General features: G+C 64.9%; 22 protein-coding genes. 10 read left to right on the forward strand and 12 right to left on the reverse strand.

What is annotated here, in order from left to right; genetic code table 11:
- Window positions 1-2 precede the first annotated feature (2 nt).
- Both RBT42_RS03200 and RBT42_RS03205 read left to right on the forward strand, forming a co-directional pair.
- Window positions 3-1,229 (forward strand): efflux RND transporter periplasmic adaptor subunit, encoded by a 1,227-nt coding sequence (locus RBT42_RS03200; RefSeq protein ID WP_320362418.1) that lies wholly within the window; start codon window positions 3-5, stop codon window positions 1,227-1,229.
- A gap of 10 nt (window positions 1,230-1,239) precedes the next feature.
- Window positions 1,240-4,386, forward strand: coding sequence for an efflux RND transporter permease subunit (locus tag RBT42_RS03205; RefSeq protein ID WP_320362419.1), 3,147 nt, complete (start codon window positions 1,240-1,242; stop codon window positions 4,384-4,386).
- A gap of 61 nt (window positions 4,387-4,447) precedes the next feature.
- Here the strand turns inward: RBT42_RS03205 and RBT42_RS03210 are convergent, their stop codons facing one another.
- From RBT42_RS03210 to yfbR, 4 genes are all read right to left on the reverse strand, one after another.
- Window positions 4,448-6,244 carry a Na/Pi symporter gene (locus RBT42_RS03210; protein WP_320362420.1) on the reverse strand — a complete coding sequence of 599 codons (1,797 nt, stop codon included), beginning with the start codon at window positions 6,242-6,244 and terminating at the stop codon, window positions 4,448-4,450.
- A gap of 141 nt (window positions 6,245-6,385) precedes the next feature.
- On the reverse strand, window positions 6,386-8,077 hold the full coding sequence (locus tag RBT42_RS03215; protein WP_320362421.1) for a SulP family inorganic anion transporter: 1,692 nt from the start codon (window positions 8,075-8,077) through the stop codon (window positions 6,386-6,388).
- Window positions 8,077-9,024, reverse strand: a complete 948-nt coding sequence (locus RBT42_RS03220; RefSeq protein WP_320362422.1) for a 3'-5' exonuclease — start codon at window positions 9,022-9,024, stop codon at window positions 8,077-8,079. Before RBT42_RS03220 ends, RBT42_RS03215 begins: the two co-directional genes overlap by 1 nt.
- 4 nt (window positions 9,025-9,028) lie before the next feature.
- Window positions 9,029-9,634 carry a 5'-deoxynucleotidase gene (gene yfbR, locus RBT42_RS03225; protein ID WP_320362423.1) on the reverse strand — a complete coding sequence of 202 codons (606 nt, stop codon included), beginning with the start codon at window positions 9,632-9,634 and terminating at the stop codon, window positions 9,029-9,031.
- A gap of 160 nt (window positions 9,635-9,794) precedes the next feature.
- Here yfbR and RBT42_RS03230 point away from each other — a divergent pair, with 160 nt between their 5' ends.
- The 8 genes from RBT42_RS03230 (at window position 9,795) to RBT42_RS03265 (ending at window position 17,532) form a co-directional block, all read left to right on the forward strand.
- Window positions 9,795-10,175, forward strand: coding sequence for a DUF3592 domain-containing protein (locus tag RBT42_RS03230; protein ID WP_320362424.1), 381 nt, complete (start codon window positions 9,795-9,797; stop codon window positions 10,173-10,175).
- A gap of 121 nt (window positions 10,176-10,296) precedes the next feature.
- Window positions 10,297-11,397, forward strand: a complete 1,101-nt coding sequence (locus RBT42_RS03235; protein WP_320362425.1) for an efflux RND transporter periplasmic adaptor subunit — start codon at window positions 10,297-10,299, stop codon at window positions 11,395-11,397.
- A complete protein-coding gene (locus tag RBT42_RS03240) occupies window positions 11,394-14,693 on the forward strand; it encodes an efflux RND transporter permease subunit (RefSeq protein WP_320362426.1) in 3,300 nt (1,099 codons plus the stop codon). The genes RBT42_RS03235 and RBT42_RS03240 overlap by 4 nt, the downstream gene beginning before the upstream one ends.
- Before the next feature lie 34 nt (window positions 14,694-14,727).
- Window positions 14,728-14,943 (forward strand): DUF2892 domain-containing protein, encoded by a 216-nt coding sequence (locus tag RBT42_RS03245; protein WP_320362427.1) that lies wholly within the window; start codon window positions 14,728-14,730, stop codon window positions 14,941-14,943.
- A gap of 92 nt (window positions 14,944-15,035) precedes the next feature.
- Window positions 15,036-15,326 carry a metal-sensing transcriptional repressor gene (locus tag RBT42_RS03250; RefSeq protein WP_320362428.1) on the forward strand — a complete coding sequence of 97 codons (291 nt, stop codon included), beginning with the start codon at window positions 15,036-15,038 and terminating at the stop codon, window positions 15,324-15,326.
- A 22-nt stretch (window positions 15,327-15,348) separates the two neighbouring features.
- Entirely contained in the window at window positions 15,349-15,795 is a 447-nt protein-coding gene (locus tag RBT42_RS03255) for a hypothetical protein (RefSeq protein WP_320362429.1), read from the forward strand.
- Window positions 15,792-16,148, forward strand: a complete 357-nt coding sequence (locus tag RBT42_RS03260; RefSeq protein ID WP_320362430.1) for a carboxymuconolactone decarboxylase family protein — start codon at window positions 15,792-15,794, stop codon at window positions 16,146-16,148. The genes RBT42_RS03255 and RBT42_RS03260 overlap by 4 nt, the downstream gene beginning before the upstream one ends.
- 109 nt (window positions 16,149-16,257) lie before the next feature.
- On the forward strand, window positions 16,258-17,532 hold the full coding sequence (locus RBT42_RS03265) for an NAD(P)/FAD-dependent oxidoreductase (protein ID WP_320362431.1): 1,275 nt from the start codon (window positions 16,258-16,260) through the stop codon (window positions 17,530-17,532).
- 12 nt (window positions 17,533-17,544) lie between these two features.
- On the opposite strand, the gene RBT42_RS03270 is transcribed toward RBT42_RS03265, so the two are convergent.
- The 8 genes from RBT42_RS03270 to RBT42_RS03305 form a co-directional block, all read right to left on the reverse strand.
- On the reverse strand, window positions 17,545-18,036 hold the full coding sequence (locus RBT42_RS03270) for a Dps family protein (protein WP_320362432.1): 492 nt from the start codon (window positions 18,034-18,036) through the stop codon (window positions 17,545-17,547).
- Window positions 18,037-18,174: 138 nt separating this feature from the next.
- Entirely contained in the window at window positions 18,175-19,038 is an 864-nt protein-coding gene (locus RBT42_RS03275; protein ID WP_320362433.1) for an alpha/beta hydrolase, read from the reverse strand.
- Entirely contained in the window at window positions 19,035-19,757 is a 723-nt protein-coding gene (locus tag RBT42_RS03280) for a class I SAM-dependent methyltransferase (RefSeq protein ID WP_320362434.1), read from the reverse strand. The genes RBT42_RS03275 and RBT42_RS03280 overlap by 4 nt, the downstream gene beginning before the upstream one ends.
- Before the next feature lie 31 nt (window positions 19,758-19,788).
- The gene (locus tag RBT42_RS03285) at window positions 19,789-20,619 is read right to left on the reverse strand and encodes a TlpA disulfide reductase family protein (protein WP_320362435.1); all 831 of its coding nucleotides are present in this window, start codon (window positions 20,617-20,619) and stop codon (window positions 19,789-19,791) included.
- Between the two features lie 31 nt (window positions 20,620-20,650).
- Window positions 20,651-20,989: a hypothetical protein gene (locus tag RBT42_RS03290; RefSeq protein WP_320362436.1), complete on the reverse strand. Its 339-nt coding sequence runs from the start codon at window positions 20,987-20,989 to the stop codon at window positions 20,651-20,653.
- Between the two features lie 34 nt (window positions 20,990-21,023).
- A complete protein-coding gene (locus RBT42_RS03295) occupies window positions 21,024-22,388 on the reverse strand; it encodes an FAD/NAD(P)-binding oxidoreductase (protein WP_320362437.1) in 1,365 nt (454 codons plus the stop codon).
- A 182-nt stretch (window positions 22,389-22,570) separates the two neighbouring features.
- The gene (gene katG, locus RBT42_RS03300; protein WP_320362438.1) at window positions 22,571-24,745 is read right to left on the reverse strand and encodes a catalase/peroxidase HPI; all 2,175 of its coding nucleotides are present in this window, start codon (window positions 24,743-24,745) and stop codon (window positions 22,571-22,573) included.
- A gap of 196 nt (window positions 24,746-24,941) precedes the next feature.
- Window positions 24,942-26,162 (reverse strand): glutaredoxin family protein, encoded by a 1,221-nt coding sequence (locus RBT42_RS03305; RefSeq protein WP_320362439.1) that lies wholly within the window; start codon window positions 26,160-26,162, stop codon window positions 24,942-24,944.
- Window positions 26,163-26,384: the final 222 nt, after the last annotated feature.

Below are 26,384 nucleotides of genomic sequence, written 5' to 3' on the forward strand. Positions count from 1 at the left end.
CGATGTCGTTTCCTGCCTTTGGCGCCCCCGCGCACCCACCCCGCCCTTCGACCGCAGCCCCCCGCCCTGTTTTGTGGCTCGCGCTGGTGAGTGCCCTGGCCTTGTCAGCCTGCGGCAACCAGGCAGACGAGCGCAAGCCAGGCCAGAAGGGACCAACCACCGTCGGCGTGCTGGTGTTGAAGACCGAGGCGCAAGCGCTGAGCACGGAGCTGCCCGGCCGCACGGTGGCCGTCCAGGCGGCCGATGTGCGCCCTCAGGTGAGCGGCATCATCCGCCAGCGCCTGTTCAACGAGGGCGATACGGTGAAGGCCGGGCAGGTGCTGTATCAGGTTGATGCGAAGACCTACGAAGTGGCTGTCGCGAGCGCCAAGGCGGCGGTGGCCAAGACCCAGGCTGCGGCGAAGCTGGCCGAGTTGAACCACCAGCGCAATGCCGACCTGGTGAAGCAGCAGGCGGTGAGTCAGCAGGTGTTTGAAGAAAGTCAGGCCGCCATGCGCCAGACCGCTGCCGAGTTGGCGGCCGCACAGGCGGCTTTGGCGCAGGCCCAGATCAACCTGGACTACACCCGCATCGTGGCGCCGATTGGGGGCCGTGTGGGACTGTCGAGCATCACCCTGGGTGCGCTGGTGACGGCCAATCAGGCCACTGCGCTGACCCAGATCACGCAGCTCGACCCGATGCACGTGGACATCACGCAGTCGAGCACCGATGTGCTGCGCCTGCAACGCGAACTGGCGGCCGGGCACTTCGAACGCCACCCCTCGGGTGCTGCCCAGGTGCGCATCGTGCTGGAGGACGGCAGCGTGTACCCGCACGCTGCCACCTTGAAGTTCGAGGGCGTGAACGTGAACACGTCTACCGGGGCGATCACGCTGCGGGCGCAGGTGCCGAACCCCGACCGGGTGCTGCTGCCCGGCATGTATGTGCGCGCACGCCTGGCCACCGGCCTGGTGCCCGATGCCCTGCTGGTACCCCAGCAGGCGCTCAAGCGAGAGTTGAGCGGCAAGGCCAGCGTGATGGTGGTGAACGCCGAGAACAAGGTGGAGCGCCGCCCGGTGGAGTTGGCCGAGGCCGTGGGGCAGCGCTGGCGGGTCACCAGCGGCCTGAAGGCGGGCGAAGCGTTGGTGGTGGATGGCTTTCAGCGCATCAAACCGGGCGACGCCGTGAAGACGGTGGATGCCTCGGACAAGGTGGGGGCTGTGGCTGCACCGGCGTCTGCCGCACGCTGAGGGGCATAGCATGGCGCACTTTTTCATCAACCGGCCCATTTTTGCGTGGGTGATCGCCATCGTGATCATGCTGGGTGGGGGCATGGCCCTGAACACCCTGCCGATCGAGCAATATCCGGACATTGCCCCGCCGCAGGTGAGCATCAGTGCCACCTACACCGGCGCCTCGGCCGAGACGGTGGACAGCTCGGTTTCCCAGGTCATTGAGCAGCAGCTCAAAGGCATCGACAACCTGCTGTACATGTCGTCGTCGAGCGATGCCTCGGGGGCGTCGCGCACCACCCTCACCTTCATGCCCGGCACGAATGTGGACCTGGCGCAGATGCAGGTGCAAAACAAGCTACAGCAGGCCATGTCGCGCCTGCCACCCGCCGTGCAGAGCCGCGGCGTGACGGTGACCAAGGGCGGCAGCGACTACATGATCGTGTACCACTTCGCCTCATCCGACCCGGCTGTGAGTGCGGTGGACGTGGGCGACTATGTCACCAACAACCTCCTGGATGTCATCGGGCGGGTGGACGGTGTGGGCGAGGTGCAGGTGTTCGGCACCAACTACGCCATGCGCATCTGGATGGACCCGGCCAAGCTGGAAAAGTACGCGCTGATGCCCTCGGACATCGCCAACGCGATCCAGGCACAGAACACCCAGGTGTCCGCGGGCAAGCTGGGTGAGCTGCCCGCCCTGCCCGGCCAGCAACTCAACGCCACGATCACGGCGCGCAGCAAGTTGCAGACGGTCGAGCAGTTCGAGAACGTGCTGCTGAAGTCGGCCCCCGATGGCTCGGTGGTGTTGCTCAAGGATGTGGCCCGGGTGGAACTGGGCAGCGACAACCCCAGCGCCGCCTCCACCCGCAACGGCATGCCGGGCGCAGGCATGGGGATCGTGCTGGCCGATGGGGCCAACGCCATGGCCGTGGCCGACGCGGTGCACGCCAAAGTCCAGGAACTGTCGGCCTTTTTGCCGCCCGACCTGACGGCGTTCGTGACGCGCGACTCCTCGCCGTTTGTGCGGGCGTCCATCCAGGAGGTGATCAAGACCTTGCTGGAGGCCATGCTGCTGGTCTTCCTGGTGATGTACCTGTTTCTGCAGAACTTCCGCGCCACGCTGATCCCGGCCATTGCGGTACCGGTGGTGCTGTTGGGCACGTTTGCGGTACTGTCGGTGGCGGGCTACTCCATCAACATGCTCACGATGTTTGCCATGGTGCTGGCCATCGGCCTGCTGGTGGACGACGCCATCGTGGTGGTGGAAAACGTGGAGCGGGTGATGAGCGAAGACGGCTCCTCGCCCAAGGAAGCCACCCGCAAGTCGATGCGCGAGATCACGCCGGCCCTGATCGGCATTGGCGTGACGCTGTCAGCGGTGTTCGTGCCGATGGCGTTTTTTGGCGGCTCGACGGGTGTGATCTACCGTCAGTTCTCGGTGACGATCGTGGCGGCCATGGCGCTGTCGGTGTTCGTGGCCCTGACGCTGACCCCCGCCCTGTGCGCCACCTTGCTCAAACCCCTGCCCCCCGGACAGCACAGTGCCCATGGGGGCGTCCCGCGCAAGGGTCTGCTGGGCCTCAATGACCGCTTCTTCCAGTGGTTCAACCACCACTTTGACCGCACCTCGCACCGCTACCAGCGTGGTGTGGGCGGGGTGCTCACGCGCGCCAAGCGGGTCGGTCTGGTGTACCTGTTGCTGTGCGGGGTGACGGCGGTGCTCTTCATGCGCCTGCCCACCTCCTTCCTGCCCAACGAGGACCAGGGCCTGATGCAGGTGCAGGTGAACCTGCCGCCGGGTGGCTCGGACGCACGCCTGCGTGAGGTGCTCAAGGAGGTCAATGCCTACATGGCAGCGCAACCGGATGTGATCAGCTTCAACGCGGTGATTGGGCGCGGGGGAGACCAGAGTTCGGCGCGCGGCTTCATCCGCCTGAAGGACTGGAGCGAGCGCCCCCTGCCCTCGCAACATGCCGAGGAACTGGCGCGCAAGGCAACGCGGGATCTGAGCAAGATCCGCGATGCCCGCATCATCGTGAGCCTGCCGCCGGCGGTGCGCGGCCTGGGCAGCACGGCCGGCTTCAATTTCCAGCTCAAGGACCTCAATGGGCTGGGGCACGACGCCCTGGTGAAGGCGAAAGACACCTTGCTGGCCAAGATGCGTGAGCGCGACGACGTGATCATCAATGTGCGCTCAACCAACCTGGACGACACGGCCCAGCTGGGCGTCATCATCGACGACCGCAAGGCGGCAGCGCTGGGCCTGGCCACGTCGGACGTGAACGCGGTGTTGAGCAGTGCGCTGGGCGGCACCTACCTGAACGACTTCCTGCACAACGGACGTGTGAAGCGCGTGTACATGCAGGCGGATGCGCCCTTCCGGATGCTGCCGCAAGACATTGGCGACTGGACGGTGCGCAACAAGAACGGCGAGATGGTGCCCTTCTCGGCCTTTTCCGAGACGACCTGGACAGGTGGCCCGCCCGAGGTGCGCCGCTACAACGGCAGTCCGGCGTTCGAGTTCACGGGTTCGACGCCTGCGGGCGTGAGCTCGGGCGATGCGATGGCCGCCATCGAAGCCTTGATGGCCGAGTTGCCGCCAGGCATCGGCATGGAGTGGACGGGAGCCTCGCTGCAGGAGCGCATGTCTGGCGAGCAGGCGCCCCTGCTCTATGCCTTGTCCATCCTGTTCGTGTTCCTGTGTCTGGCTGCCTTGTACGAGAGCTGGACGGTGCCGCTCGCGGTGATCCTGTCTGTGCCCCTTGGCGTGATCGGGGCGCTGATCTTCACCGGGGCACGCGAGTTCGCGAACGATGTGTACTTCCAGGTGGGGCTGCTGACCACGGTGGGCTTGGCTTCGAAGAACGCCATCCTGATCGTGGAGTTTGCGACCAAGCTGCAAGAGGAAGGCCGCGCGCTGTTTGACGCGACGCTGGAAGCCGTGCGGCTGCGCCTGCGGCCCATCATCATGACCTCGCTTGCCTTTGGCTTCGGGGTGATCCCGCTGGCCATTGGCACTGGGGCGGGTGCCGCGGGCCGTCAGGCCATTGGCACAGCGGTGCTAGGTGGCATGGTGTTCTCGACCGTGCTGGGCCTGTTCTTCGTCCCGGTGTTTTTCCTGCTGGTGCGCAGCTGGTTCAAGTCGAAAAAGGCTGAGGCCCCGACCGCCTGATGCCTGAGCCGGGTCGTGGTGTCGTTCGCCTCAACCCGCCGCCCGGCACGGGGGCCACACTTCACAGTGGGTTGTCGGCCACCGCGTCGGGCTTGCTGGGCGACGGCTCGGCCGGCACCGTTTCACGGAACGGCGGCACTTCGCTGGCCACCGTGGGAGTGGGTGCCAGGTCAGACATGGCCGACAGGCGCTGAGACGCCTTGTGGCCCTGCTCGACGGCGCGCCGCAGGTCGCTCAGACGCGCCAGCCAGTCGTACACCTCGGTGACCTGAAACTGGCCGCCCGCGCCGGCGTGCAGCAGATGGGCCTTGGTGGCCTGATAGGTGTCCTCGAAAGCATCGCGTGCCTCGCTGGCCAGCCACTTGCCTTCGGCGGAACGGGCTTCGCTCTCCGGATCGGCAGCCTTGAAAAAGGCCAAGGCGGCAAGGAAGACCGGCGCGACGGTCGTGGGCAGGTCGGCAGCAGGGATGCCGCCGGGGATGCCCGCCGGGTGCCGGTTTGAGGCAAGCGCCCCCAGCTCCACCGTGCGCACATCGTGCGCACCCAACACCCCGACGTGGTACATGACCCGTGACAGCGTGTCGAAGTGAGTGGCAATGCGCAACAGCTCGGGCAACTTGTCGGCCACGTCCTGGTGCAAGGGCTGGCGGCTCATCTGGCTGACGAAGCTGCCAATCTGCTTTTGCAACTGCTCGACCACCGCCAGCTTGCGCGCCAGGCGGGTCTCCGACTGCGGTGGGGGCACCGTGCGCGGCAAGTGGGCGGGATTGAGCTGGGTGGCATCGGTTGCCAGCTGGAGGGCGAGGTGTCCCATGCGAGCCAGCTCACGCCGCAGCGCCTGCAGCGCCAGGGCCGGCACGGACGCCACGTTCATGTCCAGATAGCGGGGACGCAGCTCGTCCTCCTCCACCGTCTGGAAACGGCCTTGCAGGAAGCGCACCAGTGGCGTGGACAGTGGCCACATCAGCAGCACCCCCAAAGCGTTGAAGCCGGTGTGGAAGATGACCAGTTGCGTGACCGGGTTGCCATCGCCCACAAACTGCACGCCGATGTAGTGGATGAGCTTGAGCAGCGGCGACAGCAGGGCGAACGCGACGACGGCGGTGACGACGTTGAAAAACACGTGCGCTGCAGCCAGTCGCCGGGCATTGGGCGTGGCGTTGATGGCCGCGACGATGCCGGTGAGCGTGGTGCCGATGTTGGCACCGATCACGATGGCCGCTGCGATCTCGAGCGTCACCATGCCGCCCGCAACCGCCGTCAAGGCAATGGTCAGCGTGGCCGAGGAGGCCTGCAAGATGATGGTGAGCAGCAGGCCAATGAGCACGGCCGTCAACATGCCACCCAGATCACGCCCCATCTCGGGCAGGTCCGCAGGGCTCAGGCCGCCAAAACCTTCTTTCAGCAGGTCGATGCCCAGAAAGAGCAGACCGAAGCCGGCCAGGGTGCCGCCCAGCCCACCGCGTCGCGTGCCCTCACCCGAGAGCTTGAGGGCCATGCCCACGCCAATAAAAGGCAGCGCGAAGGCGTCGATCTTGAACTTGAATCCAATCAAGGCCACCAGCCAGCCTGTGACCGAGGACCCCAGGTTGGAGCCGAACACCACCCACAGCGCCGAGGTGAAGCTGAGCAGACCCGCATTGACAAAACCGATGGCGGCCACCGTCATGGCGGTGGAGGACTGCACCAGGGCCGTCACCAGGATGCCGGTGAGCAGACCATAGAGGCGCGTGCGCGTCCATGCGGCCAGGATGCGCTCCAGGGCGCCGCCGGCAGCGAGCTTGAGCCCGTCGGTCAGCATGGTCATGCCCAGCAGGAACAGGCCGATGCCGCCAAGAAGGTTCACGATCAACAACATGGGTCAGGCAGGCTCCGTCATGGCAAAGGCGTCAAAAGGGGTTGCAATAAGGGGCGCCATCTTGCCACGCTCATCACCCCAGGCCGACTGGGGATGATGCCCGTTGCGCAGGTCCAGACGCCCAGGCGCGGTCCGCCCGTCTCAGTCGGCCAGGGGAGCGCGGCGCTCCAGGGCTTCCAGCCCACGGCGGTCGGCCGCAAGCCTGACGGCATCGTCGATGCTCAGCACCGTCAGCTGGGTGGCGGGCAGGTCGGCGCGCTGCAGGACCTCGTGCGCATGGCGCTTGAGGCGGGCCAGCATCACGTGCTGCCCGGCCCGGTCGAGGTCGTGGCAAAGGTCGCGCAAGGCCTCAACGCTGGTGCCGTCGAGGTTGGGCGACTCCTCCAGGCTCAGGATGAGCGTGTGCCAGCCTGGGCGGTGACGCAGCACATGCCGCACCTGGCCCAGCAGGCTCTCGACGTTGCCGAAGAACAGTGGCGCCTCGGGGCGCAGGATCACCAGGCCCTCTTCCTGCTGGGCAGCGGGGTAGATGGCCCGGTCGATGAAGTCGTGGGAGTCTTCCATGCGGCCCAGCTCCACCACTCGGGCTTGCGCCAGGCCGCGCAGGGTCATGAACAGGCTCACGCCGATGGCCAGCAGCAGGCCGTCGAGCACGCCCAGCCAGAGCACGGCGGCCACGGCGGCCAGTGCGATGAGGCGGTCGCGGTGCCAGGTGAAGTAAGGCTGAAAGAGGCTGGGCCTGACCATGTGGCTGAGCGCGTAGACCACGATGGCGCCCAGCACCGGCTCGGGCAGGTCTTCGATGTAGGGCAGCAAGGTGAGCACGACGATGAGCAGCACCCCCGCCGCAAACAGCCCCGACCATTTGGTGCGGGCACCACTGGCCTCGTTGGCCACACTGGCCGAATAGCCCGCCCCCACCGGCATGCCGTGCAAGAGGCTGCTGAAGACGTTGGCGACACCCAGGGCCATCAGGTCGCGGTTGGGCTCGTTGCGGTCGCCGTGGCGCAGGGCGAGCGTGCGGATCGAGCCATATGACTCAGCGTACAGGATGAGCACCATGGCCACGGCCAACTCGCCCAGGCGCAGCCACTGCAGCCGATCCAGCTCAGGCATTGGGTAGAGGGCCACGTTCACCTGAATGTCGCCCACGCGGATGACCTCCCAGTCGGCCAACGGCCCCCAGCGTTGCAAGACGATGCCCAGCACCATCACCACCAGGGCGACGGGCACGCGCTGCTTGAGGCGCCCCAGAGCCAGCATGAGGACCACGGCACCACCGCCCACCGCCAGACTGGGCAGGTGCCAGTGTGCAAACTGGAGGGCCAACTCAGGCAGCAGGTGCTGCAGATCGGGCGCCTGAATGTGCAGGCCCACGAGCTTGGGCGCCTGCTTGAGGATGATGACCAGGGCCAGCCCGAAGGTGAAGCCGCGCAGCACGGGTTTGGCGATGAAGGCCGACACAGCCCCCACCCGGGCCGCCGCACCGACCAGAAAGAGCACCCCCGTGAGCAACACCAGCCCGGATGCCAGGGCCAGGCGCAGCGCCGGGTCGCCCCCGGCGAGGCTGCCGGTGGCCGCGAACAAGACGGCGGCCGACGACGAGGTCGCCGAGACGATGGCAAAGCGACTGCCGCCCAGCAGGCCGTAGCACAGCAACCCCACGAACAAGGCCATCACCCCGGCTTCGGGCGGCATGTTGCCGATGCCGGCGTAGGCCACTGCCTCGGGCAGCAGCAAGCCGGCCACCGACAGGCCCGCGATCAGGTCCCGCCAGGTCGGTTGACCGGGCGACCAGCGTTGCCACCAGTAAGCCAGGGTGTGAGCGACCATCAGAGGTCTCGCTGCAAGGCCTCACCAGGACGGCTGGAAAAGCGCTCCAGCGCGGTCTGGCGTTCGATGTCGATGCGTGCCGAACGCCCGCCGTACACGTCTTTCTTGAGCCACTCGCATTCGGCGTCCAACGCGGCCTGATTGCCCACCTGCGTGTGCCAGGCCTTGCGTTCGGCATCCCAGCGGTAGCCCCGTGCCCGCAAGGCATCCTTGCTGGCAAACGGTGAGCCGGTGGCCTGCACGCGGTAGCTGGTCGACTGCGCCGCCGCCAGCAGGCGCGCCAGCCCGGTCTCGCCGGTGTTGGGCAAGGGGGCAGCCAGCACGGCCAACAGGGCGTGGCAGTCCATCTCGGCACGGTGGGCGTCGTAGAAGAAACCCAGCTCGTGCGCCAGGAACTCGAGCTTGGCCGAGCCGCGGCCCTGCGCCTGCCAGTCAATTTCAGCCACGGAGCAGGTCCAGGGCAGTTGCGCAAAGGCGGGCAAGCGGGCCTCGACGAAGCCTCGGTCGAAGCGGGCGTTGTGGGCAATGACCAGATCCACCCCCTTCGTCAGTTCGGCGATGCGGGCCTCGTCCAGGCGCTTGCCAGCCACCATGGCATCGGTGATGCCGGTGACGCGGGTGGCCTCGGCCGGAATGGGTCGCCCAGGGTCCTCCAACTCGTCGAATACCTCCTGTACCTGCAGGGGCAAGCCGGTGGCCTGGTCCACGTCCACCAGGATCAGGGCCAGCTCGATGATGCGGTCGCGGCTGCTGTCCAGGCCGGTGGTTTCGGTGTCGAGGATCAACACCTTGGCGATTTCACCCTGACGCTTGTGGCCGAACTCACGCCGAGGCTTGAGGCGGCGCAGCACGCGGTAGTCGGGGTGGCCATCGAGCACCTCGGCCATCGCTTCGGGGTCGGCGAAGCTGGCATCCAGCAAGGGCGTGGGGTTGGGGGTGCGGGCCATCGTGTCACTCCCCCTGCATCAGCGAGTCGAGCGTCAGCTCGAAGGCCGGACCGAAGGTATCGAGAAAGTAGCGCAACTCGGGCGTCATGTGCTCGTCCATCTTGGCGCGCACCTGCTGGGCGGCCTGCTCGAACTCCTGGTTGCCGTAACGCAACTCGGCACGGCATTTGAGCCAGGCGGCCAGGCGGTCGGCCGACTTGACGAGACGCGCTTCGTGGTCGGGCCACTCGTGGTGGTCCATGGCGCTGCGGATGGCGGGCAGCAAGGCCGCGGGCAGCAGTTGCAGCATTTCACTGCACACCTCGCCCTCCAGGTGCTGGGTGGCGTGGCGCATGGCAGGCGAGTATTTCACCGGCGTGGGCAGGTCACCGGTGATGGCCTCTGTGGCGTCATGGAACAAGGCGCGCGTGGCCACGGCGTTCGGGTCGACGTCGTTGCCCAGTACATCGCGGCTGATGACGGCCAGAGCGTGCGCCAGCACGGCCACCTCCCAGCTGTGCTGCGCCACGTCTTCTTCGACCGCATTGCGCATCAGGCCCCAGCGCTTGATGAAACGCAGGCGAGACAGGTGAGCGTAAAAGGGACTGGGAGGCACGGCAAGCTGAGACATGGAGACGCTGACGACAAAGGAATGCGGGAAAGGCTCCCATCTTCGCCTAAAACGCAGCCGCCGCATGGGTTGGGCCTACGCAGGCCGAGGGGAGGCACCTGACTTGTGGGCAGCCGCCCGGCTGACGCACAATGGGTCGTTCTCACCCCATTTTCCTGGCATGTCGGACGACATCGGCAAATACATCGTTATCGGGTTTGTGTTGCTGTTTGGCGTGCTGGCCTGGCGCGCCTGGCAGATTCGCCAGCACAGCCCTGAGTGGCCCTATGTGATGGGCGAGGTGACCGTGTCGCGCGCCTACAGCCAGAACGACTTTGGCGAAGACCTGGGCACACCCAGCCACCGGTGGCAGACCGAGGTGCAGTACCGCTACGAGGTCAACGGCGTCCCCCACACGGGCAAGCGCTTGCGGGCCTTCGGACGACACCACTTCACCCAGGAAGAAGCCGAGGCCGAGATTGCGCCCTTTCCCGTGGGCAAGCAGGTGAAGGTGTATTACGACCCGGCCAAGTCTGGCAGCAGCGTGTTGATCCCGGGTTGAGGCTGGGCGACACGGGATTCGGCGCACCTGAGGCCGGGCCTGCACCGTCCCCTGCCAGCCCTCATTGCATACCCCACTGGGTATGTATATACTCGCAAGCAGTTCAATCAAGGAGCCGTCGATGGCCTTCCCGCTCGCACGACACTGTTGCCTCTCTGCCACCTTGCTGCTGACTCTGTCGGTGTGGACACCTGCGCAGGCCGCCGCCCCAGTGGTGCCCACCTTGAAACTGCAGGCGCAGGCACAGGGCCTGGAACGCCAGTGGGAAGGTGTGATCCAGGCTGTGCGCCAGAGCACCGTAGCCGCTCAGGTGCCCGGCAACGTCACGGCCCTGCTGGTCAAGGCCGGTGACACTGTGAAGGCAGGCCAGGTGCTGGCCCGCATCGACGCCCGGGACACGTCCGCAGGCCTGCTGCGCAGCCAGGCCGATGTGGCCCAGGCCGAGGCCCAGTTCAACCAGGCCCGTATGCAGTGGGAACGCAGCCAGCAGCTGAAGGCCCAGGGCTTCATCAGCGATGCGGCCCTGGACAGCGCCCGCGCTCAGTGGCAAGCCGCCCAGGCCGGCGTGGCGGCGGCGCGTGCTGGCCGCTCGCAGGCCGCTTTGGCCCAAGGCTTCACCACCGTGACCGCCCCCTTTGACGGACGCGTGCTGAACACCCATGTGGAAGTGGGCGACCTGGCCGCGCCCGGCCGCCCTGTGCTGACCTTGTATGCCCCCCGCCCACTGCGCGCCGTGGTGCAGGTGCCCGCCTCGCAGGCCGATGCCGCGCGCACAGCACAACGTGTCGAGGTGGAAGTGCCAGTAGCGGGTGGTCAAGCCGCGTGGCTGAAGCCGACCCAGGTGGTGTCCCTGCCGGGCGCCGACCCGGTGTCCCAGACCGTGGAATGGCGACTGGACTTGCCCGAAGTGGCCGCCCTGCCCGGCCAGACCGTGCGAGTGCGCTTTGCCGATCTGAAAGCCCCCTCTGCCCCGACTGCAGGCGCATCCACGCAGGCTACAGCGCCCCTGACGGTGCCGGCTCAGGCCGTGTTGCGCCGTGGTGAGCTGACGGCCGTGTATGTGGTGCGGGGCGATCGCTTCATGCTGCAGGCCGTGCGCACTGGCACGCCAGCCACCTCGACCGGTCCTGTCACGCTGCTGAGCGGCGTGCGCCCGGGTGATGTCATCGCGGCCGATGCCCTGAAGGCCGGCCTGGCCAACGCCACACCCGCCAAGCCATGAGCCAGCACCCCGACGCCACCCCACCCGCCCTGGGCATTGCCGGGCGGCTGGCCCGCACCTTCCAGAGCAACGCGATGACCCCGCTGCTGGCCATCGTGGCCATGCTGCTGGGGCTGTTTGCCGTGCTGGTCACGCCGCGCGAGGAAGAGCCACAGATCAACGTCACGATGGCGAACGTGATGGTGCCTTTCCCGGGCGCCTCCAGCACCGACGTGCAGAACATGATCGCCCGGCCTGCCGAGCAGGTGCTCAGCCAGATCGCCGACATCGAGCACACCTATTCCGTCTCTCGCCCCGGCATGGCGGTGATGACCGTGCAGTTCAAGGTGGGCGTGCCGCGCACCGAAGCCCTGGTGCGCCTGTACGACGTGCTCAACGCCAACCAGGACTGGCTGCCCCGCAACCTGGGCGCCCTGCCCCCCATCGTCAAACCCAAGGGCATTGACGATGTGCCCGTGCTGGGCGTAACACTGTGGAGCCGCGACCACCAGTCGGGACTGGAACTGGAACGTGTGGCCCGCACGCTGGAAGCTGAACTCAAGCGCGTACCTGGCACCCGCGAGGTGCAAACCATCGGTGGCCCCAGCCAGGCCGTGATGGTGACCGTGGACCCGAGCCGCCTGCGGGAGCGCGGCGTGGATCTCAACGGCCTGCAACAGTCGCTGGCCGCCGCTAATCTGAGCCTGCCTTCGGGTGCCGTGCTGGCCCCCCAGGCCAATGGCCGCAGCCAGTTGCTGACCATCGAGACGGGTGAATTCCTGCGCTCGGCTGACGATGTGCGCCAACTGGTCGTGGGCGTGCACCAGGGCAAGCCGGTGTACCTGCATGAAGTGGCCCAGGTGGAGGCCGGCTCGCAGCAGGCCAGCCGCCACGTCTGGTACACCCCTGGGCAGACACCCGCCGACACGCCCGAGGCGGCCTTGGCGCCTGCCCCCGGCGGCGCCTACCCGGCCGTCACCCTCATCGTGACCAAGAAGCCCGGCCAGAATGCCGTGGACGTGGCCCGCGCCGCCCTGGCCCGCCTGGACAACCTGCGCAACACCGTGGTGCCGGCCGATGTGGAAGTGACCGTGACCCGCGACTATGGCGTGACCGCCGAGGAAAAGGCCAACAAGCTGATCCAGAAGCTGGCGTTTGCCACCGGCTCGGTCATCCTGTTGGTGGGCCTGGCGCTGGGCCGTCGCGAGGCCGTCATCGTGGGCGCGGCGGTGATCCTCACCCTCACTGCCACGCTGTTTGCGTCTTGGGCCTGGGGCTTCACGCTCAACCGCGTCTCGCTGTTCGCCCTGATTTTCTCCATCGGCATCCTGGTCGATGACGCCATCGTGGTGGTCGAGAACATCCACCGCCACCAGCAACTCACACCTGGCAAGCCGCTGCGCGAGATCATCCCGCTGGCCGTGGACGAGGTGGGGGGCCCCACCATCCTGGCCACGCTGACCGTGATCGCCGCCCTGCTGCCCATGGCCTTCGTGAGCGGCCTGATGGGGCCGTACATGAGCCCCATCCCCATCAACTCCAGCCTGGGCATGGCGCTGTCGCTGGGCATCGCCTTCACGGTGACCCCGTGGCTGGCGCTCAAGCTGATGAAGTCGCACGGTGGGGCCCACGATGCCCATGGTGACGACACACCCCATGCGCCCAGCGGTTTGGCCGCCAAGCTGCAAGCCGTGTTCCACCGCGTGCTGATGCCGCTGCTGGTACACCGCGGCAAGCGCTGGACCATGGGCCTGGGCGTGCTGGCCGCGTTGATGGTGTCGATTGCCCTGGCCACCATCCCGTCGTCTGGCATCGGGGTGGTGCTGAAAATGCTGCCCTTCGACAACAAGAGCGAGTTCCAGGTGGTGCTGGACATGCCCGCTGGCACGCCCGTGGAAGACACGGCTGCCGCCTTGCAGGACATGAGTGCCTTCCTGGCACAGCAGCCTGAAGTGCAGAACGTGCAAGGCTATGCCGGCACGGCCTCGCCCATCACCTTCAACGGCCTGGTACGGCAGTACTACCTGCGCGCCGACGCCGAACAGGGTGACCTGCAGGTCAATCTGGTGGACAAGGCCCACCGCCACGAGCAAAGCCACCCGATTGCCCAACGCCTTCGCCCCGAGCTGGAGAAGATCGCCAGCCGCCATGGCGGCCGCATCAAGGTGGTGGAAGTGCCGCCGGGCCCGCCCGTCATGTCGCCCCTGGTAGCCGAGATTTACGGCCCCGACGAAGCCGGCCGCCAACAACTGGCCCAGCGCGTGGCGGGGGCCTTTGCCGGCACGCCCGACATCGTCGGCGTGGACACCAGCCTGAAAGAGGACGCCGAGCGTGTGTTCCTGCGCGTGCAGCGCCAACGTGCCGAGTCCCTCGGCATCCCGGTGGCCGTGGTGGCGCAAGCGGTGCAATCGGCCCTCTCGGGTGCGGATGCCGCCTTCCTGCACGACGGCCAGGCCAAGCTGCCGGTGCCCGTGCGCATCCAGCTGCCGCGTGAATCACAAGTGGGTCTGGACACGCTGCTGGGCCTGCCCCTGCGTGCGGCCAACGGCCAGCTGGTGCCCTTGTCCGAACTGGTCCGCGTGGAGCGTGGCCGCATCGACAAGCCCCTGTTCACCAAAGACCTGCTGCCGGTGAGCTATGTGTTTGGCGACATGGCCGGCCAACTCGACTCGCCGCTGTATGGCCTGTTCGCCATCCGCGACAAGCTGGCCGCGGCCGCTCTGCCCGACACCGGCGGCATCGACGAGTACTGGATTCGCCAGCCCGACGATCCCTTCCGTGGCTACAGCCTGAAGTGGGACGGTGAATGGCAGATCACCTACGAGACCTTCCGCGACATGGGCGCAGCCTATGGCGTGGGCCTCATCCTGATCTACCTGCTGGTGGTGGCACAGTTCAAGTCCTACCGCACGCCGCTGATCATCATGGCGCCCATCCCGCTGACCATCATCGGCGTGATGCCGGGCCACGCCCTGCTGGGCGCCCAGTTCACCGCCACCTCGATGATCGGGATGATCGCCCTGGCCGGCATCATCGTGCGCAACTCCATCTTGCTGGTGGACTTCATCGAGCTGCAAGTGGCCCAGGGCATGGCCTTCAAGGAAGCCGTCGTCTCCTCGGCCGCCGTGCGAGCTCAGCCGATTGCACTGACCGGCATCGCCGCCATGGTGGGCGCCTTCTTCATCCTCGACGACCCCATCTTCAGCGGTCTGGCCGTGTCCCTGATCTTCGGCATCCTGGTTTCCACCCTGCTCACGCTGGTGCTGATCCCGGTGCTGTACTACGCGGCCTACCGCCGCAAGCTGGAAGCGGCCTGAGAGCGCTTCCCCCACACTTTTCAAGGAGTTTCACATGACCGTTGAACGCATGATCCGCATCATCGCCGGCCTGTTCATCATGCTCTCACTCGCGCTGGGCGTGGAAGGCAGCCCGCTGTTTGTCTCGAAATGGGCCCTGGCTTTCACCGCCTTTGTGGGCGCCAACCTGTTCCAGTTCGGCTTCACGAACTTTTGCCCGCTGGCCATCATTTTGCGCAAGCTCGGCTTCAAGGATGCAGCGTGCTGCTGACACATCCCTGACATCTGGCTGCGGCTCAGCTTGAAAGGCGTTGCACAATGACTGATCGACGTACTTCCACCGCACAGGCGGACGACTGCAACATGGCAGCCCTGAACAACGAAAAGAGCCGCACCGACATCCTCAACCGACTCAAGCGCGCCGAAGGGCAGCTGAGAGGCATCCAGCGCATGATCGAAGAAGGCGAATCCTGCCTGCCGATCGCCACCCAAATGGCCGCCGTGCGCAAGGCGCTGGACAGCACCTACGTGCGCATGACCGTCTGTTTCATGGAGCAACAACTGCAAGACAAGCTGGGCACCCCGGCTGAAGGCAGTCCGGAAATGGACGACATGTTCGGCGAAATCGAAAAGCTCCTGGGCAAGATCCGCTGAGCCCCTCTCCCACTCACTGTTCATGACAGCTCATCCTCCTGCCCACCACACCCCTGTGGTGGGCGACCAGGCTCGCCGCGTCGAAGACTCGCTGACCGAGCTCAATGCGCGCATCGCCGTGCTGGCCAAGGTGCTCGGCGCCGACCTGGGATCGGAGACGGACATCGAACACATCCTCAAACGGGATCACCCTTTCTTCCGCCTGTCCGCAGGCCAGAGCACCACGCCCAGTGCCAGCGACCGGCGACTCAAGCGTGAGTGGGAAGAGTTGCGGGGGCTGCTGGCTTTGCGCTGCGACCTGATGGCCCAGACGGTGAACGAGCTGGGCCTGGAGACAACGCGCCACATCACCCTGCAGGTTCAGGCCCGCCGAGACAAGGAAGGGCTCAAGCCCGACTCGGACGGCTTCCACCTGCGTCACCGCCTGACCGACCTCCCCTCTTCTCATCCCAACGGAGATACCAAGTGAGTACGTTCGACCACACCGGCCTCATGCAAGACATCAACAGCTGTCTGGCGCCGTTTCGCAAGTCCCAGTCTGAGGCCATGCGTGGTTTCGGCCAGCTGGCCCAGGCGGCCATGGCCGAGGGCGCCATCAGCGCCAAGAACAAGGAACTGATCGCTCTGGCCATCGGTGTGAGCCAGCACTGCTCGGGCTGCATCGGCTTCCATGTGAAGGCCCTGCACAAGCTGGGTGCCACCCGCGCGGAGCTGGAAGAGATGCTGACGATCGCCGTCTACATGGGCGGCGGCCCCTCGCTGATGTACTCCGCCGAGGCGCTGCGGGCCTGGGACGTCGTTGCCGGGGCCGTGCCTGCCTGAAGCAGGCGTCCCCCAGCGTTTCAGCACCGGGTATACCCTGTAACCCACCTGCACCCTGAGGTTCAGCATCTCTCTGGTACCCACAAAGGTATGACACAGGGAGAGCGGCATGGCACACATCGTGATCTTGGGTGCAGGCTTGGGCGGCTTGCCAATGGCCTTCGAGATGAAGGAACAGGCCCGAGAGACGGACACCGTCACCGTCATCTCCAACAGCCCCACATTCCATTTCGTCCCGTCCAACCCATGGGTCGCGGTGGACTGGCGCGATCGCGATGAAATCGAGTTGCCCATCGCACCGATTCTGGAGAACAAAGGCATCGCCTTCATCCCGGTGGGTGCCCAGCGCGTGGACCCTGAGCACAACAAGGTGCGCCTGGACGATGGGCGAGAGGTGGACTACGACTATCTGGTCATTGCCACCGGGCCCAAACTGGCCTTTGACGAGATCGAAGGCCTGGGGCCGGAGGGCTTCACGCAGTCCGTTTGCCATGTGGACCACGCCGAACACGCCAAAGACGCGTGGATGAAGTTTGTGACCGATCCAGGTCCCATCGTCGTGGGGGCGGTACAGGGAGCCTCGTGCTTTGGGCCTGCCTATGAGTACACGATGATCATGGAGACCGACCTGCGCCGGCGCAAGATCCGCGACAAGGTGCCGATGACCTATGTGACGTCCGAACCCTACATCGGCCACCTGGGCCTCAATGGCGTGGGCGACAGCAAGAGCCTGATGGAGTCCATCTTCCGTGACAAGGCGATCCGCTGGATCTGCAATGCCAAGGTGACGAAGGTGGAGCAAGGGCAGGTGCACGTCACCGAGCATGACGAGGACGGCAAGCCCAAGAAGGACCATGTGCTGCCCTTCAAGTACTCGATGATGCTGCCCGCGTTCAAGGGCATTGACGCCGTCTTTGGCATTGAGGGCTTGGTCAACCCCCGAGGCTTTGTGCTGATCGACGAGCACCAGCGCAATCCGCGCTACCCGAATGTGTTTGCGATCGGCGTGTGCGTGGCCATTGCACCCACGGAGCCGACACCCGTTCCCACGGGCGTGCCCAAGACGGGCTTCATGATCGAGTCGATGGTGACGGCCACGGCCCACAACATCCGTGCCTTGCTGGACGGGTTCAACCCCAGCCAGAAAGCCACGTGGAACGCCGTGTGTCTGGCCGACTTTGGCGACCGCGGCGCGGCCTTCATCGCCCTGCCCCAGATCCCGCCGCGCAACGTGAACTGGTTTGGCGAGGGCTATTGGGTGCACCTCGCCAAGATCGCCTTCGAGAAGTACTTCCTTCGCAAGATGAAGAAAGGCACTTCAGAGCCGATCTACGAGAAGATCGTGATGCAGGCGATGGGCATCATGAAGATGAAGGACCACTGAGCGCAGCGCGGCTCAGTCTTCCAGCAGGCTGCGCAGCATCCATGCGGTCTTCTCGTGCACGTCAATGCGCTGGGTCAGCACGTCGGCGGTGGGCTGGTCATTGGCCTCGTCCACCACAGGGAACAGCTTGCGGGCGGTACGGGCCGTGGCTTCCTGGGCTGCCACCAGGTGACGGATCATGTCGGTGGCCTTGGGCACGCCGTCCACTTCCTTGATGGAAGCCAGCTTGACGAACTCCTTGTAGGTGCCCGGTGCGGCAAAACCCAGAGCACGGATGCGCTCGGCGATCAGGTCAAGGGCGTTCCACTGCTCGGTGTACTGGTCCATGAACATGTTGTGCAGGCTGTTGAACTGCGGACCGGTGACGTTCCAGTGGAAGTTGTGGGTCATCAGATACAGGGTGTAGCTGTCTGCCAGCAGGGCCGACAGGCCTTCGGCGATTTTCTTGCGGTCAGCTTCGCTGATGCCGATGTCCATCGACAGCTTCTTGGATTGCTTTGCCATCTTCTTGCTCCTGAAAAAAAGGGGCGGCACCACGTTGCTTGTGCCATGGTGACACCATACCAAAAACTCACACAACCCATGTGTGATCAGATCAGCTTTGCGCACGGCCAACACGGCCAACACGGCTTCATCGGTGCATCACCCCGGTGCCGGCGCCAGTGAGGAACGCAGGAAGCTCATCATGCGTTGCACGTGATCCGGGCCCAGTCCGTGGGTCAGGTCATGTCCACCCGGTACAGCCAGGCAAGCCTCGGCACCCACGCCGCACGCTTCAGCCAGGCGCAAGGCATCTGTGAAGGGCACGGTCTCGTCGTCCTGGCCATGCACAAACAGGATGGGACAAGTGATCGCACCAGCACTGCGCAGCGGTGCAATCTCGTCAAAACGGGCGCCGATCACTTCCTGCACGTGGGAAAGGATCCAGCGTCCCGGCCAGCGAGACGGAATACGCATCTGCGCCAGCCAGCGCTGCATGACCTCGGCCGGGTGCGCAAATGCGCTCAGGCTGATGACCGCGCGCACGGCGGGCTGGCGTGTGGCGGACAGCAAGACCGCCCCCGCGCCCACGGAGTGACCGATCAAGGCCAGGCGCGAAGCATCCACCTCCGGCTGCTGGCGTAGCCAGGCCAGGCCGGCCTCCACGTCCTGCGCAAACCGTGGCAAGGACTGAAAGTCCACGGCACTGCTCAAGCCATGGCCGCGTGCATCCAACACCAGCAGGGCCAAACCGGCCTCATGCAACCAAGGGGCAGCCGGCAACATCAGCCCTGCATGCGCACCCCAGCCGTGCATCAGCACAGCCCCTGGCGCCAACACCCCCTGTGGGCCAGGCGGAGCGATGTACCAGGCAAACAGACGACTGCCCCCCTCCCCTTCGATCCAGACCGGGCGAATGTGCTGCCCATCCAATGCCAGCCCCTCGGGCATCACCGAATGCTCAAGACGCGGTGCGCGCAGTCCCCACAGCAAGGCGCGATGCGCGAGGGCCTTGAACAGGTTCATCGCGACGCCTCGCTGCGCTCGATGCGACGCAGCAGACGCACATGCATCGGGCGCGTGAAGTCGGCACCTGAGGGGCCACAGTGCGGCGCAAAGGCCCGAGCCACCCGGGCAATCAATTCATCGGTCAAGGCGTGGTCGGCAAAGGTGGGTCGCATCATGCGCTCTTCAAACTCATTGAAGTCCGCGTAGTGCACGGGCATGTCAAAGCGTCGCTCAGCCACCTGCTCCCACGGACCGTGAGCGAGCGCCCGGTCCACCGCAGACTGCGCGGCGGCACGCACTTCCCCCTCGTCATTGAACAGGCGCACGATCTCGTTGAGCGGGCCGTCGTACACCGGCTCCGAGACATACAGGTGCCCGCCCGGGCGCAGCACGCGTGCCACTTCGCTCAATGCCTGGTCCAGCAAAGGTAGAGGCACGTGGTGCAAGGACTTCAGCATCAGCGCCAGGTCGAAGGACGCATCCGCAAAAGGCACCGCTTGCGCGCCTGCGGCCACGAAGCTCAGTCCTTCTTGAGGTGCCGCCAGGTTCTTGGCATGTTGGCGCTCGTCCACTTCCAGCCCCGTGACATGACTGGTGGGGTAGGCCTGCACCAGTTGGCGGGCCAGCCTGGCATTGCCGCAGCCCAACTCGATGATGCGTTGGCCCTCCAGCATCACCAGTTCGGCCAAGATTTGCAGTTCATTGTGGATCAAGGGAGATTTTGCTGAGGGAGACATGTCGGTATCACGCTAGAAGATCATTCGGGCATCAGGACGCCTCACGCAATGCGCGCAGGCGGGCTTGGAGCGCCGGTTCACTCAACACCCCGAAATGGAGTTCAACGATGCGGCCATCGGGGTCGACAAACAAGGTCGCCGGCAAGCCGGCCACTCCCACGGCAGGCCCTAATTCCGAGGATGAGTCGAGCCACACACCTTGCAAGGGCAGCTGGGTGCTGCGCAGGTAGGCCTGCACGTCTTGAGTTGACTCACCCTGGTTGATGAACAGAAACTGCACATCGGCTTCGGTACGCTGCAGGCGCGCAAAGATGGGCATTTCCTGCCGGCACGGCCCGCACCACGAGGCCCAGAGGTTGATGACCCGCAACTGCCCGCGCCCAAGGCTGGGCAAGGCCTGCACGGAGCCATTGGTCGGGTGGTACACCCGCACTCCAGGCAAAGGAGGCTGCGCATCATCCGGGCTCAAGGCCCAGCTCGCAGTCCCCCACACCAGGCTGCCCGCCGCCACACCCAACCCCATGGCTTGGCGCCAGGCTGGCCGGCGCCAAGCCTTCCACAGCAGCCACAATAGTCCGGCGGCCCATCCGCTCCAGCCATGCCAGCCGCCATCGCGAACATCGAGCACAGCCAGTGGGTGAGGAAGGTAAAGGTCGGCGTTCAGCCCCACATGCACCAGACGCGCCCACAGCAACCCCCACCAGGCCGCATGCACAAGCTCATCGCCCGGACGCTCACCGACTGGCAAGCCTGAACGTCGATGAGCCCAACGGCCCGCCAGCCAAGCACCCAGCCACACGGCCACAATCAAAAGCAAAGGGGCCACCGGCAATGCCAGTGGCCCGAGCGAGAGGGAGTACAAGTTCGTCTCAGTCGAAATGATCAGAATGGCATCAGTGTGCCGGACGGCGCACCGACAAGATTGGCCACAACAGCACCGTCACGATGGCGCCTGCTGCCCCGGACAAACCCAGCAAGGTGAGCCAGTCAGCCCAATAGCCCATCTCAGAGACCCCAGACTTCAGCGATGCGGGCACGATGAAAAAGGCCACCACAGCCACCACCAACCCGATCAGCATGGCACGCCCGAGGCCACCTGCCCAGTTGACCCTGCCACTGAACTGAGCGCGAGCCATCAAGGCCAGCCATGCCAGCAACAACACCGCCAGGACCGGCATCGCAGGCAGCATCAACTCCCAGGCGATGTTCATCATCAGCCAGATTTCATACATGATCAACTCCTCGTGAGTGGTTGCAGACGCCGCCTCAGGCATGGCCCTTGAGCACGGACAGATACGCTGGCTTGAGCAAACGCACCTTCATCAGCCACGCCAGGAAGCTGTCTTGCAAAGGCTCGATGCCCGGCAGTGAGGGCACCAGCCGCCCCTCGTAGTCAAACTCCACCAACAGCGCGGAACCCTCGCGGATCAGCAAGGGACACGAGGTGTATCCGTCGAACTGCTCATTGGCCTGACGGCCTGCAATGACTTCCACCAGGTTGTGCGCGACGATGGGGGCGCTCTTCTTGATGGTGGCGGCCGTCTTGCCGCGGGGCGTGCCGTTGATGTCTCCGACGCCGAAAACATTGGGAAAGCGTTTGTGTTGCAAGGTGGCTTTGTCCACGTCTAGCCAGCCGCCAGCAGCCATGGGCCCCTGCTTGACGGCCAGATCGCTGTTGCGGACTGCATCGGGCGCACGCATGGGTGGCACCGCGTGCAGAAAGTCGTAAGGCACAACCAGGTCCGGCGCATCCGGTACCGCAAACGTGGCCTTGCGCCCCCCAATGTCCACGGCTTTGAGCCGGTGCTGGTAGACCACGTCAATGCCCAGCTTGCCCCAACGTTCAAGCACATTGTCATTGACCGGCTTGACGCCAAAGATGCTGTCTTTCAAGGCGGAATGGAAGGTGACCTTGGACTTGCCCAAGGTGCCGGCCTGCAGCAAACGATCTCGCACCATGAAGGTCAGCTTCAAGGGCGCGCCTGCGCACTTCAACGGCGTGGCAGGCAGGGTCATCACCGCCTCACCGCCCCTGGCCGTGAAGGCCTGCATGGCCTTCCAGGTGTTGAGCGCGGCCTGCGGGCTGGGGTACACGCTGCCCAGGCCGTTGCTGCCTATGGCCTGCACATCCATGCCCTCGATGAGAGACCAGTCCTGATGGGTGCCCGTGGCAACCACCAGGTAGTCGTAGCGCACCTTCTGCCCCCCCGCGGTGATGACCGTGTTGGTCTGGGGGTCGAAGCCTGCGGCCATCTCCTGAATCCAGTTGAGCCCGCTGGGGTGATAGTCGGCGTTGCGGTTGATGACCTTCTCAACCGGCCAGATACCGGTGCCCACGAGGGTGTAACCGGGCTGGTAGTTGTGCTCCTGCTTGGCATCGATCAGGGTCAGGCGTGCGCCGTCGAGCATGCTGGACAGACGGTTGGCCATGGCAATGCCACCCAGACCGCCACCCACGATGACGATGTGCGCCTTGGTGCTGAGCTTGGCCGCCCTGACGGGTGATGCGCCTGACACCAAACCTGCCACCAATGGAGCGGTTGCCGCCAAGCCAAGCACATCTCGGCGCGACGCCATCGCTTGCGTCGCCGTATGTTGACCCGGATCGCGGGACTTGCGTGTGTCACCCATCGGAACCTCCTGAGCACGGTTGCGTGATGGCCAATGATCACGCCTCAGTCACATTGTTTACATACCCCACAGGGTATACAAGAGGGTTTTCACTGAGACGCGTGGAACAAGCAACGGACCTCTGAATGAACGGCGCCCCGGCAACCCAAAGGACTGCCGGGGCGCTTGTTCAACTCAAAGCATCAAGCCAGGTCGAAGCGATCAGCATTCATGACCTTGGTCCAGGCAGCCACGAAGTCTTGAACGAACTTCGCTTTGTTGTCGTCCTGGGCATAGACCTCTGCGTAAGCCCGCAGCACAGAGTTCGAACCAAACACCAGGTCTGCGCGAGTGGCCGTCCACTTGGTGGCCCCCGACTTGCGATCGACGATGGCATAGCTGTTGCGGCCCGTGGGCTTCCAGGTGTAGGCCATGTCGGTCAGGTTGACGAAGAAATCGTTCGTCAGTGCGCCCACGCGGTCGGTGAAGACCCCGTGCTTCGTCCCGCCGTAGTTGGTGCCCAGCACACGCATGCCACCGACCAACACGGTCATCTCGCAAGCCGTAAGACGCAGCAGTTGCGCACGGTCGAGCATCAGCTCTTCAGCACTGACGACGTAATCCTTCTTGAGCCAGTTGCGGAAGCCATCGGCCAGAGGCTCCAGCACGTCAAAAGACTCGACGTCAGTCATGTCTTGAGACGCGTCACCACGGCCCGGCGTGAAAGGCACGGCCACGTCCACACCCGCAGCCTTGGCAGCTTGTTCCACACCCAGGTTGCCGGCCAGCACGATCACGTCGGCCACACTGGCACCGGTCTCGGCAGCGATCTTTTCGTACACTGCCAGCACTTTGGCCAGACGTGCGGGCTCATTGCCTTCCCAGTCCTTCTGCGGCGCGAGGCGGATGCGGGCACCATTGGCGCCACCGCGTTTGTCAGAGCCCCGATAGGTGCGAGCGCTGTCCCAGGCGGTGCTGACCATGTCACTGATGGACAGCCCTGCTGCGGCGATCTTGGCCTTGACGGCGGCCACGTCGTAGCCAGTCTTGCCGGCCGGGATCGGGTCTTGCCAGATCAGGTCTTCTGCCGGTGCATCGGGCCCAATGTAGCGAGACTTCGGCCCCATGTCACGGTGGGTCAGTTTGAACCAGGCGCGAGCGAACACTTCGGAGAAGTAGGCCGGATCCTTGTGGAAGCGCTCCGAAATCTTTCGATATTCGGGGTCCATCTTCATCGCCATGTCGGCGTCGGTCATGATGGGGTTGTAGCGGATCGACGGATCCTCCACATCCACCGGCTTGTCTTCTTCCTTGATGTTGATGGGCTCCCACTGCCAGGCACCGGCCGGGCTCTTCTTCAACTCCCACTCATAGCCAAGCAGCAGATCGAAGTAGCCGTTGTCCCATTGCGTCGGATGCGTGGTCCAGGCGCCCTCGATCCCGCTGGTGACGGTGTCCCGGCCGATGCCACGGCTCTTGTGGTTGTTCCAGCCCAGGCCCTGTTCTTCCAACTCGGCACCCTCAGGCGCCGGGCCGAGGTTGGCTGCACTGCCATTACCGTGGCACTTGCCCACAGTGTGACCACCGGCGGTCAAGGCCACCGTTTCCTCATCGTTCATCGCCATGCGGGCGAAGGTCACGCGCACGTCATGAGCCGTCTTGAGAGGATCAGGTTTGCCGTCAACGCCTTCCGGGTTCACGTAGATCAAGCCCATCATCACGGCCGCCAGCGGGTTCTCGAGATCGCGCTCGCCCGAGTAACGGCTGCCCTTGGCACCCGTAGGAGCCAACCACTCCTTCTCAGAGCCCCAATAGGTGTCCTTCTCGGGGTGCCAGATGTCTTCGCGACCGAAGGCAAAGCCGAAGGTCTTCAAGCCCATCGACTCATAGGCCATGTTGCCGGCCAGGATGATCAAGTCAGCCCAGCTGAGCTTGTTGCCGTACTTCTTCTTGATCGGCCACAGCAGGCGGCGAGCCTTGTCGAGGTTGGCGTTGTCAGGCCAAGAATTGATGGGGGCAAAGCGCTGGTTGCCCGTGCCACCGCCGCCACGGCCGTCAGCAATGCGGTAGGTACCAGCCGAGTGCCAGGCCATGCGGATCATCAGGCCGCCGTAGTGACCCCAGTCAGCCGGCCACCAGTCCTGGCTGTTGGTCATCAGGGCCTTGAGGTCCTTCTTCAAGGCGTCCACGTCCAGCTTCTTGACTTCTTCACGGTAGTTGAAGTTGGGGCCCAGCGGATTGGTCTTGCTGTCGTGCTGGTGCAGGATGTCGAGGTTGAGGGCCTTGGGCCACCAATCCATGTTCGTGCTACTGGCCGAAGTGGCGCCGCCATGCATGACGGGGCACTTGCCGGTCGAGCCAGAGTTTTGTTGATCCATGTCGATCTCCTTTGCTGGATTCAATGGGGGAGAGGTGAGCCGCCCAGCGTGATCACACACTGTTCAGTGACCGCGCTGGGGAGTGCGTAATTCACTGTAGCCCTATTTTTTTGCATCCACCCTCATAGCATCATCGCGAATCCTCATGACAGGCATAGAGGTTTCCATCACCTGGGACCATGAGGCAGTGAGCCAGTCAGGTCAACCACTGTGGTCGCAGCAGCATGACCGCACCCAGTACCGCCATGACCACGCCGCTGATCAGCTTCAAGCGCCGGCCGGCCTGTTCAGTGAGTTTGTCATTGGCCAGGGCATACACCGCCGTGCCCACCATGAGGCTGTCATCGGCGATGTAGCCCAAGATGTACAGCGCCAGGTAGGCGTAATGCGCCGATGGGCTGAGTGCTTGCTGCGTGAGGATGGCCGTGTACATGGCCGGCAAGCCTGCGGTGCACAGCAACTCGACCAGGTTGACGGCCACCGCCAACGACGCCACACCCAGCATCGCCAAAGGCAGGGAATGCGCCTGCATCACGCCCCGCATGCGACGGTACAGCGTGGGCTTGGCACGCTCGGGAATAGAGAAGGACACGCCGACCCGGCCCACGGCATAGTCCTTGATGTTGACCGCTGCGATCACCAAGGCCAGACAGGCCAAGGCCACTCGCACTGGCCCCGTTAGCCCCACCGCCTGGAACAGGTTCAGCCAAGCGGCCATGAAGGCGTAGTACACCGCCCCACTGACCAGCACGAAGGTGCCCGCAATCAAGGCCATGCGGCGGCGGTCTCGCAAGCGCACCAGCAGCGAAAGCAGAAACAACAAAACCCACATGGCGCAGGGGTTGAAGCCGTCGATCAGGCCCACCATGACGGTGAACAGCGGCAACCCCCAGTTTTGCAGGCGCGCCAACTCACTCGTCCAGCTCTGCATGGTGGGAGGCACGCTGGCGCCAGCCTCTGAGGCAGCGAGCGCAGGCGATGTGGGTGAATCCAGCGTCGCGTCCACATCGGCCAGCCAGCCTTGCAAAGCAGGCCCGGAAACCTCTGCCTCACCAAAGCCCACCGTGAGCTGGCCACGGTAAACAAAAGTCGGCACACCTGGGGGCCAGTATCCCGCCATTTGGCTCAAGCGATGCAGTTCCAGGCGCGCAGCCGGATCTTCATCCACCTGACGCAACACCACGCGCACGTCCACGCGCGCGCGCTGCAAGACGGGCAGATAGTGTTTGGCTTCGGCGCAATGGGGGCAACCTTCGCGCACATAGACCACGAGTTCGCGAGGCCCCGCAGCGCTAGCCCCTGACTCGGCAAGAGCAACCTCTCCCGCCCGCACCTGCCCAACTGCCGCCCAGCCGACGAGCCAAGCCAGCCACAATGCAAAAACCACTCTCAGCAGGCGGGGCAGCGCGACACCCATGACCAGCACCGATCAATCAAACGGACGAGAACAGCATCGCGGGAATCTCCTTGTGGCTGGTGAGGGTTCACGACACAATACCTCGGCGGCATGATGCATCTTTGCGGCGCATCAAGCCCAGGGCCTGCTGACGGTTGACCCACGAGACCGGCTCAGACCAACCCCAAACGCGTTTCATGGGGGCTGCCACCCGACGCAAGATCAACAAGGTGGCGCCTGGTG

Origin of the sequence: Aquabacterium sp. (assembly GCF_034003525.1) — a bacterium.
In the GTDB taxonomy this organism is placed as follows: domain Bacteria; phylum Pseudomonadota; class Gammaproteobacteria; order Burkholderiales; family Burkholderiaceae_C; genus Aquabacterium.